Genomic DNA, 14,966 nt, shown 5'->3' with positions numbered 1-14,966 from the left:
CTAGACATGCTGAACCTGCCGCGTGTCAGCTTGGCGAGAGACGCTTCGCCGTGCCGCCGCGCTGGTTGATCGACACCCAATTGTTCGGGTTCTGCTGCGACTGGCGTTTCATGAAATAATAGCCGGTGGCGTTCCAGGGCCTGACCTCGTCGACCAGATTGTCCAGGACGAGATCGCCCTTGTCGGTCTTCACCGTCAGGATGGTGTGGCCTTCATTGTTGAGGTCGCGCACCACGGTCATCAGCAGCGCCTGCCGGGGGAATCCCGCTGCAAGGAGCAGCTTGCGCTTGTAAAGCGCATAGATCTTGCAGTCGCCCTTGCCGTCCGTCGGATAGTCCCAGTGGTCGACCATCGTGCCCCAGTGGTCGTAGTTGCTGACGGGCTTGATGGAGCGGTTCGCCTTCAGGTTTACCCGCTTGAGGGTCTGCATGTTCTGGCTGGTCAACTTCACATTCGTTGCCGGCAGCGCAGGCACTTTGCACTCCTTTGGCCGGCGATGGCAGAAATCGAGCCAGCCATAGGGGACGCTGGTGGTTCCGCCAACGGCGGCGGCACTCGACCCACCGGTCGTGGATAGCGTCGATGTCCGCTTGAAGAAGCTCGACTGTGCCGCCGCTGGACTGACTTGCAGCGAGGTCGCACCAATCAACGAAACAAGGCCAATGAGGAACGAAGACGTCAGGACGTGAGGGGAACGTAGCACTGCCAACACCACCGCAACGAGGAGACTGACGACGAGTTAATGCGGAAACGGCAAGCCTCGCAATTAAATAATTAATAATGTCCTAACACAAATTGCGTTGCGCCGAACGAGCGGCGGCTAGGCTTCTTGCACGCCGGCACGGCCTGCAAGCCGCGCGGCCCTGACCAGTTTACGGTCGAACGTGGCGTATCGCTCGCAATGCGCGGATCGGGCGAGATGCAGCGCATCCGCGAAGTCCATCCCCGCCTCGGAGAAATCGAGCGCTGAAGAGAGGATCGCTGCGTCCTCCATTTCGACGGTAGGAAGGCCGCCAAACACCCGCAATGCATTGACGATAGCGGGCTGCTCATAACCATAGGCGCTGCGCAGCACCCATTCGACCTCCAGAATGACCGTGATGGCGACAAAGATGGGCTGACTGTCGATCAGCCGCCGGGCTCTTGCGGATTGCTCGGGATGGTCGTTCGTCAGGTATCTGACGACAACGTTGGTATCAATCGCGAGCATGGCGCCGGCGCGCTTCGGCAAGGACGCCCGCGTCCATTTCCTCCAACGTTTTCGGCTTGCCGGTATGCGGCAGCACACCAAAGACATCCTGCGGCCGCGTCGGTGCGAAAGCCGGCGCCAGCTTCAAAAGAACGCCCTCAGGCGTGTCTTCGACCTGCAGACGCGTCCCGGCGCCCCAATCCTTCCTTTTCCGGATCGCGCTGGGCAGGATGACTTGTCCCTTGGTCGAGACGGTCGTGATGAGCTTTTCGGTGGTGGCCATCGTGGCTTACCTTAGTGTAAGACAAAGGTAAGATAATCTTGCAAGATTGGCTATTCAAGCCGGTCGGATTGCGAATCCTCAAACCCTTGTGCCGCCGACCGTCATCTGGTCCATCCGCAGATGCGGCTGGCCGACGCCGACCGGCACGCCCTGTCCGGCCTTGCCGCACATGCCGATGCCGTTGTCGAGCTTCATGTCGTTGCCGATCATCGAAACCCGATGCATGGCGTCCGGCCCATTGCCGATCAGCATCGCGCCCTTGATCGGCTGCGTCACCTTGCCGTTCTCGATCATGTAGGCTTCGGTGCAGCCGAACACGAATTTGCCCGAGGTGATATCGACCTGTCCGCCGCCGAAGGAGACGGCGTAGATGCCGTTCTTGACCGAGGCGATGATCTCGTCCGGCTCCATGTCGCCCGACGTCATATAGGTGTTGGTCATGCGCGGCATCGGCTGGTGCGCATAGCCCTCGCGCCTTCCGTTGCCGGTCGCCTGCATGCCCATCAGCCGAGCGTTCTGGCGGTCCTGCATGTAGCCGACGAGCTTGCCGGCCTCGATCAGCACGTTGCGCGCCGAGGGCGTGCCTTCGTCGTCGACGGTAAGCGAACCGCGCCGCTCGGGGATGGTGCCGTCATCGACGACGGTGACGCCCTTTGCCGCCACCTGCTGGCCCAGAAGGCCGGCGAAGGCGGATGTCTTCTTGCGGTTGAAATCGCCTTCCAGCCCGTGGCCGACCGCCTCATGCAGCATCACGCCCGGCCAGCCGCTGGACAGCACGATATCGAAGGTGCCGGCGGGTGCGGGGACCGCTTCGAGATTGACCAGCGCCTGCCGCAGCGCCTCGCTGGCGGCATGCTTCCAGGTTTCCTCGCCGACGAAATCGCCAAAGCTCTTGCGGCCACCCATGCCGTAGGAGCCGCTCTCCTGCCGGTCGCCGTCGCCGACCACCACCGACACGTTGATGCGGACCAGCGGGCGGATGTCGCGCACGATCTGGCCATCGCCGCGCACGATCTCGACATGCTGCCAGGAGGCGGCGAGCGAGGCCGTCACCTGGCGCACGCGCGGGTCGCTCGCGCGCACCCAGCCATCGATCTCCTGCAACAGCTTCGCCTTGGCCTCGAAGGAGGGCGACGGTATGGGATTTTCGTCCCCGTAAAGATGCCGGTTGGTGCGCGCGGGTGCGGCGGCGAGCGTGCCGGAATAGCCGCTCTTGACGGTCGACACTGCATCGGCCGCGCGCAGCAGCGAAGCCTCAGAAAGATCGCTCGAATGCGCGTAGCCGCTTGCTTCGCCGGCCACGGCGCGCAAGCCAAAACCCTGGTCGGTGCTGAAATTCGCTGTCTTCAGCCGGCCATTGTCGAACATCAGCGCTTCGCTCTCGCTGTATTCGATAAACAGCTCGCCGTCGTCGGCACCCTTGATGGTGTCGGCGACGATCTCTTTGACGCGATCGTCGGAAATGTCGAATTGGCCGATCAGGCTGTTCATGGCGGGCTGTCCACTGGGTAATTTCTCTGGCTTCCCCCGATGTAGGGGCGAAGGCACGCCAAGACAATCGGCGTTCGCCGCGCAAAGCGATTGTGGCGGAGCGTTCTGCTCAGGGCAGGGCGGCGAAGCCGTCGGCGAAGCCCTTGAGGTCGACGGGGATGCCGATGCCTTCCTCGGGCGTCTGGAAGACGATGAAGGTGGCCGACGTGCCGGTCTTCAGCGTGTCGAGCAGCGGCTTTTCGAGGATAACTTCGGCATAGCAGCCGTCCTGGAAGCAGCGCACGAAATAGGCGCGGCCGATATCCTTGCCGTCGACATTGAGCCCGAGGCCGTTGGGCAACAGCACGCCGAGCGGCGCCAGCACCCGCAGGATCTCGGCCTTGTTGTCCGCCGTGCGCAGCACCACCACCGAGAGCCCCATTTCCGGGCGGTCCTCGGCGACGACATTCTGCATCATCACGCATTGTTCGGAGGTAGCACCCGCCGGCGTGTCGCAAATGATCGACCACGCGCCATGCGTCGACTTGACCGTGCCGCTGGGCGGCGTGGCGTTGTTCGGCGAGGCGGCGGTGCCGACGGATATGCTGCCGCCGAGCAAGGCGATGGCAAGGGTGACCTTCGCCAGGGTTCTCGAAAGCCAGGAAGTCATGACGGCTCCATTGCGAATCACGGCACTTTAAGCCGCGCCGGGGCCAAGTAAAGGACGAGACCATCGCCGGTCCGCCCCGATACCCGGCAATTCAGCGCTTTTCCATAGCAAATTCGCCCGAATTGCGACCGTCTGCCGGATCACTTCATCACGGCCCGCCATACCCTTGCGGCTGCGCGCAAAAATGCCGCACGGTTTCGTCCGCTCCTTCCTTGCGGAGGGAATTAGAGTATGGTTTGAACCAGCCTAGGGACAGACCGGGATTCCCAATCCCGGCATCGTCCTTTATTGGTGCGATCAGATCGCGGGAAGTGGGAGACGAGAGGGCGATGAGGAAATTCCTGGCAAGCGCTGAATTCTTGGCAGGTACGGCCGCTTCGGCCGTGCTCTTCTCCAGTGCCGCGGCCCGTGCCGACCAGCCGCGCGAATGGGAGATGACCTTCCAGGCGCCGGCGACCGACATGATGCGGCAGATCGAGCGGTTCGGGAACTACACCATGTGGTTCATCGTGCCGATCACCATCCTGGTGCTGGTGCTTCTCCTGGTTTGCATCCTGCGCTTCCGCGCCAGCGTCAACCCGGTTCCGTCCAAGACCAGCCACAACACGCTGATCGAAGTGATCTGGACCGTCGGGCCGGTGCTCGTGCTGCTCTTGATCGCCATTCCCTCCTTCCAACTGCTCACCGCGCAGTACACGCCGCCGGAAGAGGCCAAGCTCACAGTCAAGGCGACCGGCAACCAGTGGAACTGGGACTACGAATACCAGGTCGACAAGACCTTCTCCTTCAACTCGGCTATCCTCCAGGATGCCGACCGCGCCAAGGCCGGCAAGGAAGATCGCGCCCGCTATCCGCGCCTGCTGGCGGTCGACAATGAGCTGGTCGTGCCGGTCAACACCATGACGCGCGTGCTGATCACCGCCACCGACGTCATCCATTCCTTCGCCATGCCGTCCTTCGGCATCAAGATGGACGCCGTGCCCGGCCGCACCAACGAGACCTGGTTCAAGGCCGAGAAGGAAGGCCTCTATTATGGCCAGTGCTCGCAGCTCTGCGGCAAGGACCATGCCTTCATGCCGATCGCGATCCGCGTCGTCTCCGAGGCGCAGTTCAACACCTGGCTGCAGACGGCCAAGACCGACGTGCCCGGCGCCAACAAGGCGCTGATGGCTGAGATCGATGGTACCAATAAGGTAGCGGCCGCCGGCAACTGATGTCGCGGGTTAGCAAGAATTAGGGAACGGAGCGGAACATGGCAGAGGCTGCAGCTCACGACGATCACGACCACAAGCCCTATCATGGCTGGGTCCGGTGGGTGTACTCCACCAACCACAAGGATATCGGCACGCTCTACCTGATCTTCGCGATCTGCGCCGGCATCATCGGCGGCGCGCTCTCGGTCGTCATCCGCATGGAGTTGCAGGAGCCGGGCATCCAGATCTTCACCGGTCTGGCGCAGATGGTCTACGGCATGAACGGCGACGCCGCCGTCGACGGCGGCAAGAGCATGTACAATGCCTTCGGCACCGCGCACGCGCTGATCATGATCTTCTTCATGGTCATGCCGGCGCTCATCGGCGGCTTCGCCAACTGGATGGTGCCGATCATGATCGGCGCGCCGGACATGGCCTTCCCGCGCATGAACAACATCTCCTTCTGGCTGTTGCCGCCGGCCTTCATCCTGCTGCTGACCTCATTGTTCATGCCGAGCGCGCCCGGCGCCTTCGGCGTCGGCGGCGGCTGGACGCTCTATCCGCCGCTCTCGACATCGGGCCAGCCAGGCCCGGCGATGGATCTGGCGATCCTGTCGATCCACATCGCCGGCGCTTCGTCGATCCTCGGCGCCATCAACTTCATCACCACCATCTTCAACATGCGCGCTCCGGGCATGACGCTGCACAAGATGCCGCTGTTCGCCTGGTCGGTGCTGGTCACCGCCTTCCTGCTCTTGCTGTCGCTGCCGGTGCTGGCCGGCGCCATCACCATGCTGCTCACCGACCGCAATTTCGGCACCTCCTTCTTCGTGCCCGACAATGGCGGTGACCCGATCCTCTTCCAGCACCTGTTCTGGTTCTTCGGCCATCCCGAAGTTTACATCCTGATCCTGCCGGGCTTCGGCATCATCAGCCACATCGTCTCGACCTTCTCGAAGAAGCCCGTCTTCGGCTATCTCGGCATGGCCTATGCCATGGTCGCGATCGGCGCCGTCGGCTTCATCGTCTGGGCGCACCACATGTACACGACCGGCCTGTCGCTCGACACGCAGCGCTACTTCGTGTTCGCCACCATGGTCATCGCGGTGCCGACCGGCGTGAAGATCTTCTCCTGGATCGCCACCATGTGGGGCGGCTCGATCTCCTTCAAGCCGCCGATGCTGTGGGCGCTGGGCTTCATCTTCCTGTTCACCATCGGTGGCGTCACCGGCGTTCAGCTCGCCAATGCCGGTCTCGACCGCTCGCTGCACGACACCTATTTCGTCATCGCCCACTTCCACTATGTGCTGTCGCTGGGCGCCGTGTTCGCGATCTTCGCCGGCTGGTACTACTGGTTCCCGAAAATGACCGGCTACATGTATTCGCCGGTCATCGCCAACACCCACTTCTGGGTCACTTTCGTCGGCGTCAACCTGATCTTCTTCCCGCAGCATTTCCTCGGCCTTGCCGGCATGCCGCGCCGCACGATCGACTATCCCGACGCGTTTGCCGGTTGGAACTATGTCTCGTCCATCGGCTCTTACATCTCGGCGGTAGGCGTCCTGATCTTCCTCTACTGCGTCTTCGAGGCGTTCCAGAAGAAGCGGGTGGCCGGCGCCAATCCGTGGGGCGAGGGTGCGACCACGCTCGAATGGCAGCTGCCTTCGCCGCCGCCGTTCCACCAGTGGGAACAGCTGCCGAAGATCAAGTAGGCTGCTGCCTGAAATACGAGACCGCCGGCTCGCCGGCGGTCTTGGCCAACGGAATAATGGACTTAAGTACGCATGGCCCTTGCTGACGACAGATTGATGGAGGACGCGGGCTTTCGCATATCGGAAGCGACCGCGGGCGATTTCTTCGCTCTGCTGAAGCCGCGCGTCATGTCGCTGGTCGTCTTCACCGCCTTTGTCGGCCTGGTCGCGGCGCCCGTTTCCGTCAACCCGCTGATCGCGATGGTCGCCATCCTGGCCATCGCCATCGGCGCCGGCGCCTCGGGCGCGCTCAACATGTGGTACGACGCCGACATCGACGCGGTAATGACCAGGACGGCCAACCGTCCCGTGCCGGCCGGCCGCGTCTCGCCGGGCGAGGCGCTGGGCTTCGGCCTGGTGCTGTCGGCGTTGTCGGTGATGACGCTCGGCGTGCTGGTCAACTGGCTGTCGGCATCGCTGCTTGCCTTCACCATCTTCTTCTACGCCGTCGTCTACACTATGTGGCTGAAGCGCTGGACACCGCAGAACATCGTCATCGGCGGCGCTGCCGGCGCCATCCCGCCGGTGATCGGCTGGGCGGCGGTGACCGGCTCCGTCAGCCTTGAAAGCGTGATCCTCTTCCTGATCATCTTCCTGTGGACGCCACCGCATTTCTGGGCGCTCGCTTTGTTCAAGTCCGATGATTACGCCCGCGCCGGCATCCCGATGATGCCGAATGTCGCCGGCCAGGCCTCGACGCGCCGGCAGATCTTCGCCTATGCGCTGATCCTGGCGCCGGTCGGCGTGCTGCCTTGGGCGCTCGGCTACACCACCGCCGGCTATGGCGTGGTTTCCGCCGTGCTCGGCCTAGGCTTCGTCTGGTACGCCTGGAAGGTGCTGCGCATGCGCGACGATGACCGCGCGATGAAGCCGGCCAAGGCGCTGTTTGCCTATTCGCTGCTCTATCTCTTCGCCATCTTTGCCGTCTATCTCGTCGACTGCGTGGTCGGGCGCGCCCTGATGATGGGGGGTGTATGATCGTGGCCGACAAGAAACTCGAACTGGTAACGCTGACGGAACGTCAGAAGAAGGCGCGCCGCAACCGCTCCATCGCCATCGGCATCGCGCTGGCGGCGCTTGTCGTCATCTTCTATGCCGTCACCATCGTGCGCTTCGGCCATCACGGCGCCAGCCTGACATCGTCGGGTCTGTTGGGAGGCGGCTGATGGGCGATTTGGGCAAACCCCGCAAGGTCGACAGCAACGCCATCGTCGCGGTCGTTTGCCTTGCCTTCTTCACCGGCATGGTCGGCATGGCCTATGCGGCGGTGCCGCTCTACAAGATGTTCTGCCAGGTGACTGGCTATGGCGGCACCACGCAGCGTGCCGAAAAACAATATGCCGGTCGCGTGCTCGACCGCGAGCTCACCATCCGCTTCGACGCCAACACCAACGGCATTCCGTGGCAGTTCGAGCCGGTAGCCCGCTCGGTGACGATCAAAATCGGCGCGACGGCGCAGGCGCATTACAGCGCCACCAACAAGTTCGACCGACCCATCACCGGTCGCGCTTCCTTCAACGTGCAGCCGGAAATGGCTGGCGCCTATTTCAACAAGGTGGAGTGTTTCTGCTTCACCGATACGACGCTGAAGCCCGGCGAGACGCTCGACATGCCGGTCGTGTTCTATGTCGATCCGGACATCGTCAACGTGCCGGAACTCAAGGACTTGAAGACCATCACGCTGTCCTACACGATGTTCCCGGTCGAAAAGAAACAGCCGGTCGCCTCGTCCGCGCCGGCCGCCGGCGGCAGCACCAACAAAGTTTCCGATACCGAAGCAAGCCTCGGGGGTTGATATGGCAGACGCGCACGCAAAACCACAACACGACTACCATCTCGTCAACCCGAGCCCCTGGCCATTCCTGGGCTCCATCGGCGCGCTGATCATGGCCATCGGCGGCGTCTGCCTGATGCGGTATCTCAATCCCAGACTTGGTGAATTCCCGGTCTTCGGCCACAACATCGCCAATCCGTGGCTGTTCTTCATCGGCCTGATCATCGTGCTCTACACGATGTTCGCCTGGTGGTCGGACACCATCAAGGAAGCGCATGAGGGCCACCACACGCGCGTCGTGTCGTTGCACCTGCGCTACGGCATGATCATGTTCATCGCCTCGGAGGTGATGTTCTTCGTCGCCTGGTTCTGGGCCTATTTCGATGCCAGCCTGTTTCCGAGCGAGGCAAACCAGTATGCCCGCACCGCCTTCACCGGCGGCGTCTGGCCGCCTAAGGGCCTGGAGGTTCTCGATCCCTTCCACCTGCCGCTCTACAACACCATCATCCTTTTGCTGTCCGGCACGACGGTGACCTGGGCGCACCATGCGCTGCTGCACGGCGACCGCAAGGGCCTGATCAACGGCCTGGTGCTGACCGTCGGCCTCGGCATGCTCTTCACCATGGTACAGGCTTACGAGTACATGCACGCGCCCTTCGCGTTCAAGGATTCCATCTATGGCGCCACCTTCTTCATGGCGACCGGCTTCCACGGTTTCCATGTCATCATCGGCACCATCTTCCTGTTGGTCTGCCTGGTGCGCGCGATGCGTGGCGACTTCACCCCGAAGCAGCATTTCGGCTTCGAAGCGGCCGCCTGGTACTGGCACTTCGTCGACGTGGTCTGGCTGTTCCTGTTCAGCGCCATCTATGTCTGGGGCTCGACCGGCGCGCTGATCGAAGGGCATTGAGCAATTCCAGGAAAAGTGCGTAGCGATTTTTCGGAATTTGCTTCCAGCAGTTTTTCAGGAGTTTTGCAGGCGACCGCAGCGATGCGGTCGCCTTTCTTCTTTTCGGCGTAATGGCCAGCCATCGCTAAGCAATTCCAGGAAAAGTGTGAAACGGTTTTCCGTCCGGAATTGCGTCAAAACAAGGAGATAGAGCGTTTCGCCGTGAAACGGCGAAACGCCTTAAGCGATGTGGGTGAGAATTCCTCTTGTCATCTGCGCGTATATGATCGCGACATCCTCTGTGCAGGAACGCGATGTACCGCTGGTCCAAAAAGTCGATCTGGTGCGGGTCGAGAAGGCGCAACGCCAGCTGCAACTGGTCGGCGGCGGCAAAGTCTTACGCAGCTACAGCATCGCGCTCGGCGGTGATCCTGTCGGCCACAAGCACCAAGAAGGCGACGAGCGGACGCCGGAAGGGCGCTACGTTCTTGACTGGCGCAATCCCAACAGTGTCGCTCACAAGTCGATCCATATCTCTTATCCCAATGCCGAGGATCTGGCGGCGGCAAGGGCCCGCGGCGTCGATCCCGGCGGCTTCATCATGATCCATGGCCAGCCGAACGGTTTGGGCTGGATAGGCGGGCTGCTTCAAATGGTCGACTGGACCGACGGCTGTATTGCGGTTACGGACTCAGACATGGATGAAATCTGGACAATGGTGGCCGACGGCACACCCATCGAGATCATGAGATGAGCGAAGATCCCCAAATGAGCGCAGATAGGGCGATCTGGCCGCCCATCGATCCGATCTCGGCCGGCCTGCATGGCCGCTGTCCACGCTGCGGCGAAGGCAAGTTGTTTTCCGGTTTCCTCACCGTCGGGCAGCGCTGCTACAATTGCGGCCTCGATTATTCCTTCGCCGATGCCGGCGATGGCCCGGCGGTGTTCGTCATCCTGATCATCGGCTTCATCGTCGTCGGCCTGGCGCTATGGATGGAAGTGACGTTCAGCCCGCCGCTCTGGCTGCATTTCCTGATCTGGCTGCCGCTGGCCCTGGTGCTGTGCCTGACGGCGCTTCGCCTGATCAAGGGTGTGCTGATCACCTTGCAGTATTCGAAGAAAGCCGCCGAGGGCAAGCTGGACTCCGGCCAATGAGCCAAACCATCGCTTCGGTTGCCGGCCGTTCGCGGCCGCGCTCGGCGTTGCTGCTTGGTCTTGGCCTGGTCCTGCTCGCCATTCTGCTCGGGCTCGGCACCTGGCAGGTCCAGCGCCTGCACTGGAAGGAAGACCTGCTTGCCACCATCGACAAGCGAACCCACGCGGCCCCGCTGCCGCTGGCCGATGTCGAGAAGGAATTCGCCGCCTCGCACGATGTCGAATACACGCCGGTCACAGTGACAGGCACGTTCCTGCACCAGGGCGAACGGCATTTCTTTTCCACCTGGGAAGGCGACAGCGGCTTCAACGTCTACACGCCGCTGCGGCTCGAGGACGGCCGCTTCGTGCTCGTCAATCGCGGTTTCGTTCCGTACGATCTCAAGGATCCGGCCAAGCGTCCGCAGGGCGAGGTCAACGGCAAGGTGACGGTGACGGGGCTCGCCCGCAATCCGCTGCCTGCCAAGCCATCGATGATGCTGCCCGACAACGACGTCGCCAAGAACATCTTCTTCTGGAAGGACCGCGACGTCATGGCGGCGAGCGCCGGCCTGCCGGCAGGGTTCGTGCTGGTGCCGTTCTTCGTCGATGCCGACAAGACGCCCAATCCCGGCGGCCTGCCGGTCGGCGGCGTCACCATCATCGATCTGCCCAACAACCACCTGCAATATGCGCTGACCTGGTACGGGCTGGCCGCGGCTCTCGCCGCCGTGCTCATCCTGAGGCTGCGCCGTCCGGCCAAACAAGCATGAAGCGCGCCGCTCTTGACAGGGTAGGGGTGCGCACCTCATTTCGCCTTGAGCAATTCCAGGAAAAGTGTGGGCGGTTAAGTTCGGCTTCGCCGTAACCCTCCGTCCGGAATTGCGTAAAAACCAACAGACATAATCCGACTGAATCGGCTTGCATTTGATGACCCAGAAAAAGCCCCCGCTGACGATCAGGCTCTGCCAGCCGCGTGGCTTCTGCGCCGGCGTCGATCGCGCCATCCAGATCGTCGTGCTGGCCCTGAAGAAATACGGCGCGCCGGTCTATGTCCGCCATGAGATCGTGCACAACCGCTATGTCGTCGAAGGCCTGCAAAGCCTGGGCGCCGTGTTCATCGAGGAGCTCTCGGAAATCCCGCCCGAGCATCGGCAAAGCCCCGTCGTCTTTTCCGCGCATGGCGTGCCGAAATCGGTGCCGGCGGATGCTCAGGCGCGCGAGCTCTTTTATCTCGACGCCACCTGCCCGCTGGTGTCGAAAGTGCACAAACAGGCCATGCGCCACCAACGGCTTGGCCGCCACGTGCTTCTGATCGGCCATGCCGGTCATCCGGAGGTGATCGGCACCATGGGCCAGTTGCCGGAAGGCGCTGTCACCCTGATCGAGACCGAGGCGGATGCGGCAAAGCTCGAGCCGGCCGATCCCAAGGCACTCGGCTTCGTCACCCAGACCACGCTCTCGGTGGAAGACACCGCAGGCATCATCCGCGCGCTGCAGGATCGCTTTCCCGAATTGCATGCGGCGGCGGCCGAATCGATCTGCTACGCCACCACCAATCGCCAGGAGGCGGTGAAGGAGACGGCGGCGGGTGCTGACCTTTTCCTCATCGTCGGAGCGCCCAATTCGTCCAATTCGCGCCGCCTTGTCGAAGTGGCGGAGCGCGCTGGTGCCACGATGTCGCTTCTCGTGCAGCGCGCGGCCGAAATTCCGTGGGATGAGATCGGCGGGATTTCGACGCTTGGCCTGTCGGCCGGCGCCTCGGCGCCGGAGATCATCGTCGATGAAATCATCGACGCGTTCCGGCAGCGCTTCGACGTCACCATCGATCTGGCCATCACGGCCACCGAAACGGAGGACTTTCCGGTGATGCGGGTTTTGCGCGATGTCGAACTGACGGCGGCCGACATGGCTTTCGTCAACGGAGCCGCGTGAAGCCAGATGGCCGTCTACACCGACGTCAACGAAGGCGAGCTCGGCGCGTTTCTCAAGGCCTACCCGGTTGGTGACCTGTTGTCCTACAAGGGTATCGCCGAAGGCACCGAGAATTCCAATTTCCTTCTCCACACCTCGACCGGCTCCTACATCCTCACGCTCTACGAGAAGCGGGTCGACAAGGCCGATTTGCCGTTTTTCCTCGGCCTGATGGGCCATCTGGCGCGAAAGGGCATTTCCTGCCCGCTGCCGGTCACCGCGCATGACGGCGCCGTCATCGGCACGCTTGCCGGGCGTCCTGCCGTCATCATCACCTTTCTCGAAGGCCTCTCGCTGAGGCGCCCGACGGCGGCGCATTGCGGTGAAGTCGGCAAGGCGCTGGCCGAGCTGCACCTTGCCGGGCAGGATTTTCAGATGAAAAGGGCGAACGCATTGGCCATCGATGGCTGGCGCAAGCTCTGGGATGCTGCCCGCGACCGCGCCGACGAGGTCGAGCCGGGCTTGGCGGCCGAGGTCGATGCCGATTTCGCCGATTTCGAGCGCAATTGGCCGAACGGGTTGCCGCGCGGCATCATCCATGCCGATCTGTTCCCGGACAATGTCTTCTTCCTCGGCGAGAAACTGTCGGGACTGATCGATTTCTATTTCGCCTGCGACGACCTCTACGCCTATGACGTCGCCACCTGCCTCAACGCCTGGTGTTTCGAGAAGGACTTTTCCTTCAATCTGACCAAGGGCACCGCGCTGCTTGCCGGCTATCAGTCGGTGCGGCCGCTGAGGGACGATGAGAAAGCAGCGCTGCCGATGTTGGCGCGCGGCTCGGCGCTGCGCTTCATGCTGACCAGGCTCTATGACTGGCTGACCGTTCCCGACGGCGGGCTGGTGATGAAGCGCGATCCGACCGAATATATCCGCCGCATGCGCTTCCACCGCGCCATCAGGTCACCATCGGAATACGGACTGACATGAACAAGCAAGTCGAGATCTTCACCGACGGCGCCTGCTCGGGCAATCCCGGGCCTGGCGGCTGGGGCGCCATCCTGCGCTTCAACGGCAAGACCAAGGAGCTGTCGGGCGGCGAGGCCGAGACGACCAACAACCGTATGGAACTGCTGGCCGCGATCTCGGCCTTGAACGCGCTCAAGGAACCCTGTGCCGTCGAGCTGCATACCGACAGCAAATATGTCATGGACGGCATCTCCAAATGGATCCATGGCTGGAAGAAGAACGGCTGGAGGACCGCCGACAGGAAGCCGGTGAAGAACGGTGAGCTGTGGCAGGCGCTGGACGAAGCCAACCGCCGCCACAAGGTCACCTGGAACTGGGTCAAGGGCCATGCCGGCCATGCCGAAAACGAACGCGCCGACGAGCTCGCGCGCGAAGGCATGGCGCCCTTCAAGAAGGGCTCGGCCGTATCTGCAGCGCTCAAGCCCGCCGCAGCGCCGAAGCCCGCAGCGCCGACGAAGCAGTCAGTGGCCCCGAGGGCACGGCGCTCGACCCAGAGCTATTGACTTAACGTGCGGGCTCCCCCGGTAGGAAGACCTCATCGTGCCGACCGCCTACTACGTCACGCATCCTCAGGTCCGTATCGATGCCACCGTATCGGTGCCGGAATGGGGGCTATCGGACATCGGCCGTGCCAGGGCCGTTGCCATGCTCGGCCAGCCCTGGGTAGGCTCAATCAGGCGCATCGTCTCGTCCGCGGAACGCAAGGCGATTGAAACTGCGGAAATTCTGGCTGAGCATCTTCATCTGACGGTCGAGGTGAGGGAGCGGATGCATGAGAACGACCGCTCGGCAACCGGCTTTCTGCCGCCGCCGGAATTCGAGGCGGTCGCGGACCAGTTCTTTGCCAGGCCGCATGAGAGCATCCGCGGCTGGGAACGCGCCATCGACGCGCAGAACCGTATTGTGAGTGAGGTCGAGGCCGCGCTTGCGACCAATGAAGCCGACATCGCCTTCGTCGGCCATGGCGGTGTCGGAACGCTGTTGCTGCTCGCCCTCGCTGGCCGCGACATCAGCCGCGTGGCGGATCAGCCTGCCGGCGGCGGCAACTACTTCGCTTGGGATATGAGCGCGCGGCGTGTCGTGCACGAATGGCTACCGATCGACCATCCGGCGCCCCATCAGGGCATCTGACTAATCACCGGATCAGCAGCGCCGTCGAGAACATCCCGAGCGCAAACACAGTATGCGCAATGAGATTGAGCGCGCGCACTTTCATCGGGTCAGGGGTCTTTGACGCCGCCCAGCCGGCGCCCAGACCCGGCGCCAGCAGGAACCAGCCGGCGCCGACCGTGACGATGCCGAGGATGAAGGCCGGCAGGAAGGTCGGGTTGGCAAGCCAGCCGGCGCCGGCAAGCGCGACCAGGACCACACCGTAAAGTATCCCGACCAGGTAGTGGAAAACCCAGCCCAGCGCCTTTTCATGCGTGTAGGGCGCGGCCTTGCCGATATCGTCGTGGAAGACTTTTTCGGGCAGATGCCAGACCCAGCGTCCGACCATGCCCCAATTGGGCAAAGGCTGGCCGATCGCCTTGTTGAGGATGAACGCCCAGACATCCATGAACACCGTGGCGCCGATGCCGATCGCCACCGCGCGCCAGACGGTGTCCAGCATCACAGCATGATCCCGAAAAGTGGGAACCGGTTTTCGGACAAGATCATGCTCCTCATCG

19 protein-coding genes are annotated in these 14,966 nt (G+C 62.6%); 13 read left to right on the top strand and 6 right to left on the bottom strand.

Annotated elements, in window-relative coordinates:
* Positions 1-25 precede the first annotated feature (25 nt).
* The 5 genes from AB6802_RS19245 to AB6802_RS19225 form a co-directional block, all read right to left on the bottom strand.
* A complete protein-coding gene (locus AB6802_RS19245; RefSeq protein ID WP_371011757.1) occupies positions 26-703 on the bottom strand; it encodes a transglutaminase-like cysteine peptidase in 678 nt (225 codons plus the stop codon).
* 117 nt (positions 704-820) lie between these two features.
* On the bottom strand, positions 821-1,210 hold the full coding sequence (locus tag AB6802_RS19240) for a type II toxin-antitoxin system VapC family toxin (RefSeq protein WP_371011964.1): 390 nt from the start codon (positions 1,208-1,210) through the stop codon (positions 821-823).
* A complete protein-coding gene (locus AB6802_RS19235; protein WP_371011756.1) occupies positions 1,197-1,472 on the bottom strand; it encodes an AbrB/MazE/SpoVT family DNA-binding domain-containing protein in 276 nt (91 codons plus the stop codon). Before AB6802_RS19235 ends, AB6802_RS19240 begins: the two co-directional genes overlap by 14 nt.
* Before the next feature lie 78 nt (positions 1,473-1,550).
* Positions 1,551-2,963, bottom strand: coding sequence for a metalloprotease TldD (gene tldD, locus AB6802_RS19230; RefSeq protein WP_371011755.1), 1,413 nt, complete (start codon positions 2,961-2,963; stop codon positions 1,551-1,553).
* 109 nt (positions 2,964-3,072) lie between these two features.
* Positions 3,073-3,612: an invasion associated locus B family protein gene (locus AB6802_RS19225; RefSeq protein ID WP_371011754.1), complete on the bottom strand. Its 540-nt coding sequence runs from the start codon at positions 3,610-3,612 to the stop codon at positions 3,073-3,075.
* Between the two features lie 329 nt (positions 3,613-3,941).
* Between AB6802_RS19225 and coxB the strand changes: the two genes are divergently transcribed.
* The 13 genes from coxB (at position 3,942) to AB6802_RS19160 (ending at position 14,427) form a co-directional block, all read left to right on the top strand.
* A complete protein-coding gene (gene coxB / locus AB6802_RS19220) occupies positions 3,942-4,826 on the top strand; it encodes a cytochrome c oxidase subunit II (RefSeq protein ID WP_371011753.1) in 885 nt (294 codons plus the stop codon).
* Positions 4,827-4,864: 38 nt separating this feature from the next.
* Entirely contained in the window at positions 4,865-6,517 is a 1,653-nt protein-coding gene (ctaD, locus tag AB6802_RS19215; RefSeq protein ID WP_371011752.1) for a cytochrome c oxidase subunit I, read from the top strand.
* A 72-nt stretch (positions 6,518-6,589) separates the two neighbouring features.
* Positions 6,590-7,534, top strand: a complete 945-nt coding sequence (gene cyoE, locus AB6802_RS19210) for a heme o synthase (protein ID WP_371011751.1) — start codon at positions 6,590-6,592, stop codon at positions 7,532-7,534.
* Positions 7,531-7,722, top strand: a complete 192-nt coding sequence (locus AB6802_RS19205) for a hypothetical protein (protein ID WP_371011750.1) — start codon at positions 7,531-7,533, stop codon at positions 7,720-7,722. The genes cyoE and AB6802_RS19205 overlap by 4 nt, the downstream gene beginning before the upstream one ends.
* Positions 7,722-8,351: a cytochrome c oxidase assembly protein gene (locus AB6802_RS19200; protein WP_371011749.1), complete on the top strand. Its 630-nt coding sequence runs from the start codon at positions 7,722-7,724 to the stop codon at positions 8,349-8,351. The genes AB6802_RS19205 and AB6802_RS19200 overlap by 1 nt, the downstream gene beginning before the upstream one ends.
* A gap of 1 nt (position 8,352) precedes the next feature.
* A complete protein-coding gene (locus AB6802_RS19195; RefSeq protein WP_371011748.1) occupies positions 8,353-9,240 on the top strand; it encodes a cytochrome c oxidase subunit 3 in 888 nt (295 codons plus the stop codon).
* 262 nt (positions 9,241-9,502) lie between these two features.
* Positions 9,503-9,973 carry a murein L,D-transpeptidase family protein gene (locus tag AB6802_RS19190; protein WP_371011747.1) on the top strand — a complete coding sequence of 157 codons (471 nt, stop codon included), beginning with the start codon at positions 9,503-9,505 and terminating at the stop codon, positions 9,971-9,973.
* Positions 9,974-9,987: 14 nt separating this feature from the next.
* The gene (locus tag AB6802_RS19185; protein WP_371011746.1) at positions 9,988-10,374 is read left to right on the top strand and encodes a DUF983 domain-containing protein; all 387 of its coding nucleotides are present in this window, start codon (positions 9,988-9,990) and stop codon (positions 10,372-10,374) included.
* A complete protein-coding gene (locus tag AB6802_RS19180; RefSeq protein WP_371011745.1) occupies positions 10,371-11,126 on the top strand; it encodes an SURF1 family protein in 756 nt (251 codons plus the stop codon). The genes AB6802_RS19185 and AB6802_RS19180 overlap by 4 nt, the downstream gene beginning before the upstream one ends.
* Before the next feature lie 157 nt (positions 11,127-11,283).
* Entirely contained in the window at positions 11,284-12,288 is a 1,005-nt protein-coding gene (gene ispH / locus AB6802_RS19175; RefSeq protein ID WP_371011744.1) for a 4-hydroxy-3-methylbut-2-enyl diphosphate reductase, read from the top strand.
* A 6-nt stretch (positions 12,289-12,294) separates the two neighbouring features.
* On the top strand, positions 12,295-13,257 hold the full coding sequence (locus AB6802_RS19170; RefSeq protein WP_371011743.1) for a homoserine kinase: 963 nt from the start codon (positions 12,295-12,297) through the stop codon (positions 13,255-13,257).
* Positions 13,254-13,799 (top strand): ribonuclease HI, encoded by a 546-nt coding sequence (rnhA, locus tag AB6802_RS19165; RefSeq protein ID WP_371011742.1) that lies wholly within the window; start codon positions 13,254-13,256, stop codon positions 13,797-13,799. Before AB6802_RS19170 ends, rnhA begins: the two co-directional genes overlap by 4 nt.
* Positions 13,800-13,836: 37 nt before the next feature.
* Entirely contained in the window at positions 13,837-14,427 is a 591-nt protein-coding gene (locus AB6802_RS19160; RefSeq protein ID WP_371011741.1) for a histidine phosphatase family protein, read from the top strand.
* 4 nt (positions 14,428-14,431) lie between these two features.
* Here AB6802_RS19160 and AB6802_RS19155 read toward each other — a convergent pair whose 3' ends face one another.
* Positions 14,432-14,908: a DUF2938 domain-containing protein gene (locus tag AB6802_RS19155; RefSeq protein WP_371011740.1), complete on the bottom strand. Its 477-nt coding sequence runs from the start codon at positions 14,906-14,908 to the stop codon at positions 14,432-14,434.
* Positions 14,909-14,966 lie beyond the last annotated feature (58 nt).

Source organism: Mesorhizobium sp. RCC_202 (assembly GCF_041355295.1).
In the GTDB taxonomy this organism is placed as follows: domain Bacteria; phylum Pseudomonadota; class Alphaproteobacteria; order Rhizobiales; family Rhizobiaceae; genus Mesorhizobium.
This window is presented reverse-complemented; position numbering and strand designations above follow the sequence as displayed.

Coding starts and splice junctions, on each gene's coding strand:
- AB6802_RS19240 (WP_371011964.1), bottom strand. CDS start 1,210: ATGCTCGCGATTGATACCAACGTTGTCGTCAGATACCTGACGAACGAC.
- AB6802_RS19235 (WP_371011756.1), bottom strand. CDS start 1,472: ATGGCCACCACCGAAAAGCTCATCACGACCGTCTCGACCAAGGGACAA.
- tldD (WP_371011755.1), bottom strand. CDS start 2,963: ATGAACAGCCTGATCGGCCAATTCGACATTTCCGACGATCGCGTCAAA.
- AB6802_RS19225 (WP_371011754.1), bottom strand. CDS start 3,612: ATGACTTCCTGGCTTTCGAGAACCCTGGCGAAGGTCACCCTTGCCATC.
- coxB (WP_371011753.1), top strand. CDS start 3,942: ATGAGGAAATTCCTGGCAAGCGCTGAATTCTTGGCAGGTACGGCCGCT.
- ctaD (WP_371011752.1), top strand. CDS start 4,865: ATGGCAGAGGCTGCAGCTCACGACGATCACGACCACAAGCCCTATCAT.
- cyoE (WP_371011751.1), top strand. CDS start 6,590: ATGGCCCTTGCTGACGACAGATTGATGGAGGACGCGGGCTTTCGCATA.
- AB6802_RS19205 (WP_371011750.1), top strand. CDS start 7,531: ATGATCGTGGCCGACAAGAAACTCGAACTGGTAACGCTGACGGAACGT.
- AB6802_RS19200 (WP_371011749.1), top strand. CDS start 7,722: ATGGGCGATTTGGGCAAACCCCGCAAGGTCGACAGCAACGCCATCGTC.
- AB6802_RS19195 (WP_371011748.1), top strand. CDS start 8,353: ATGGCAGACGCGCACGCAAAACCACAACACGACTACCATCTCGTCAAC.
- AB6802_RS19190 (WP_371011747.1), top strand. CDS start 9,503: ATGATCGCGACATCCTCTGTGCAGGAACGCGATGTACCGCTGGTCCAA.
- AB6802_RS19185 (WP_371011746.1), top strand. CDS start 9,988: ATGAGCGCAGATAGGGCGATCTGGCCGCCCATCGATCCGATCTCGGCC.
- AB6802_RS19180 (WP_371011745.1), top strand. CDS start 10,371: ATGAGCCAAACCATCGCTTCGGTTGCCGGCCGTTCGCGGCCGCGCTCG.
- ispH (WP_371011744.1), top strand. CDS start 11,284: ATGACCCAGAAAAAGCCCCCGCTGACGATCAGGCTCTGCCAGCCGCGT.
- AB6802_RS19170 (WP_371011743.1), top strand. CDS start 12,295: ATGGCCGTCTACACCGACGTCAACGAAGGCGAGCTCGGCGCGTTTCTC.
- rnhA (WP_371011742.1), top strand. CDS start 13,254: ATGAACAAGCAAGTCGAGATCTTCACCGACGGCGCCTGCTCGGGCAAT.
- AB6802_RS19155 (WP_371011740.1), bottom strand. CDS start 14,908: ATGCTGGACACCGTCTGGCGCGCGGTGGCGATCGGCATCGGCGCCACG.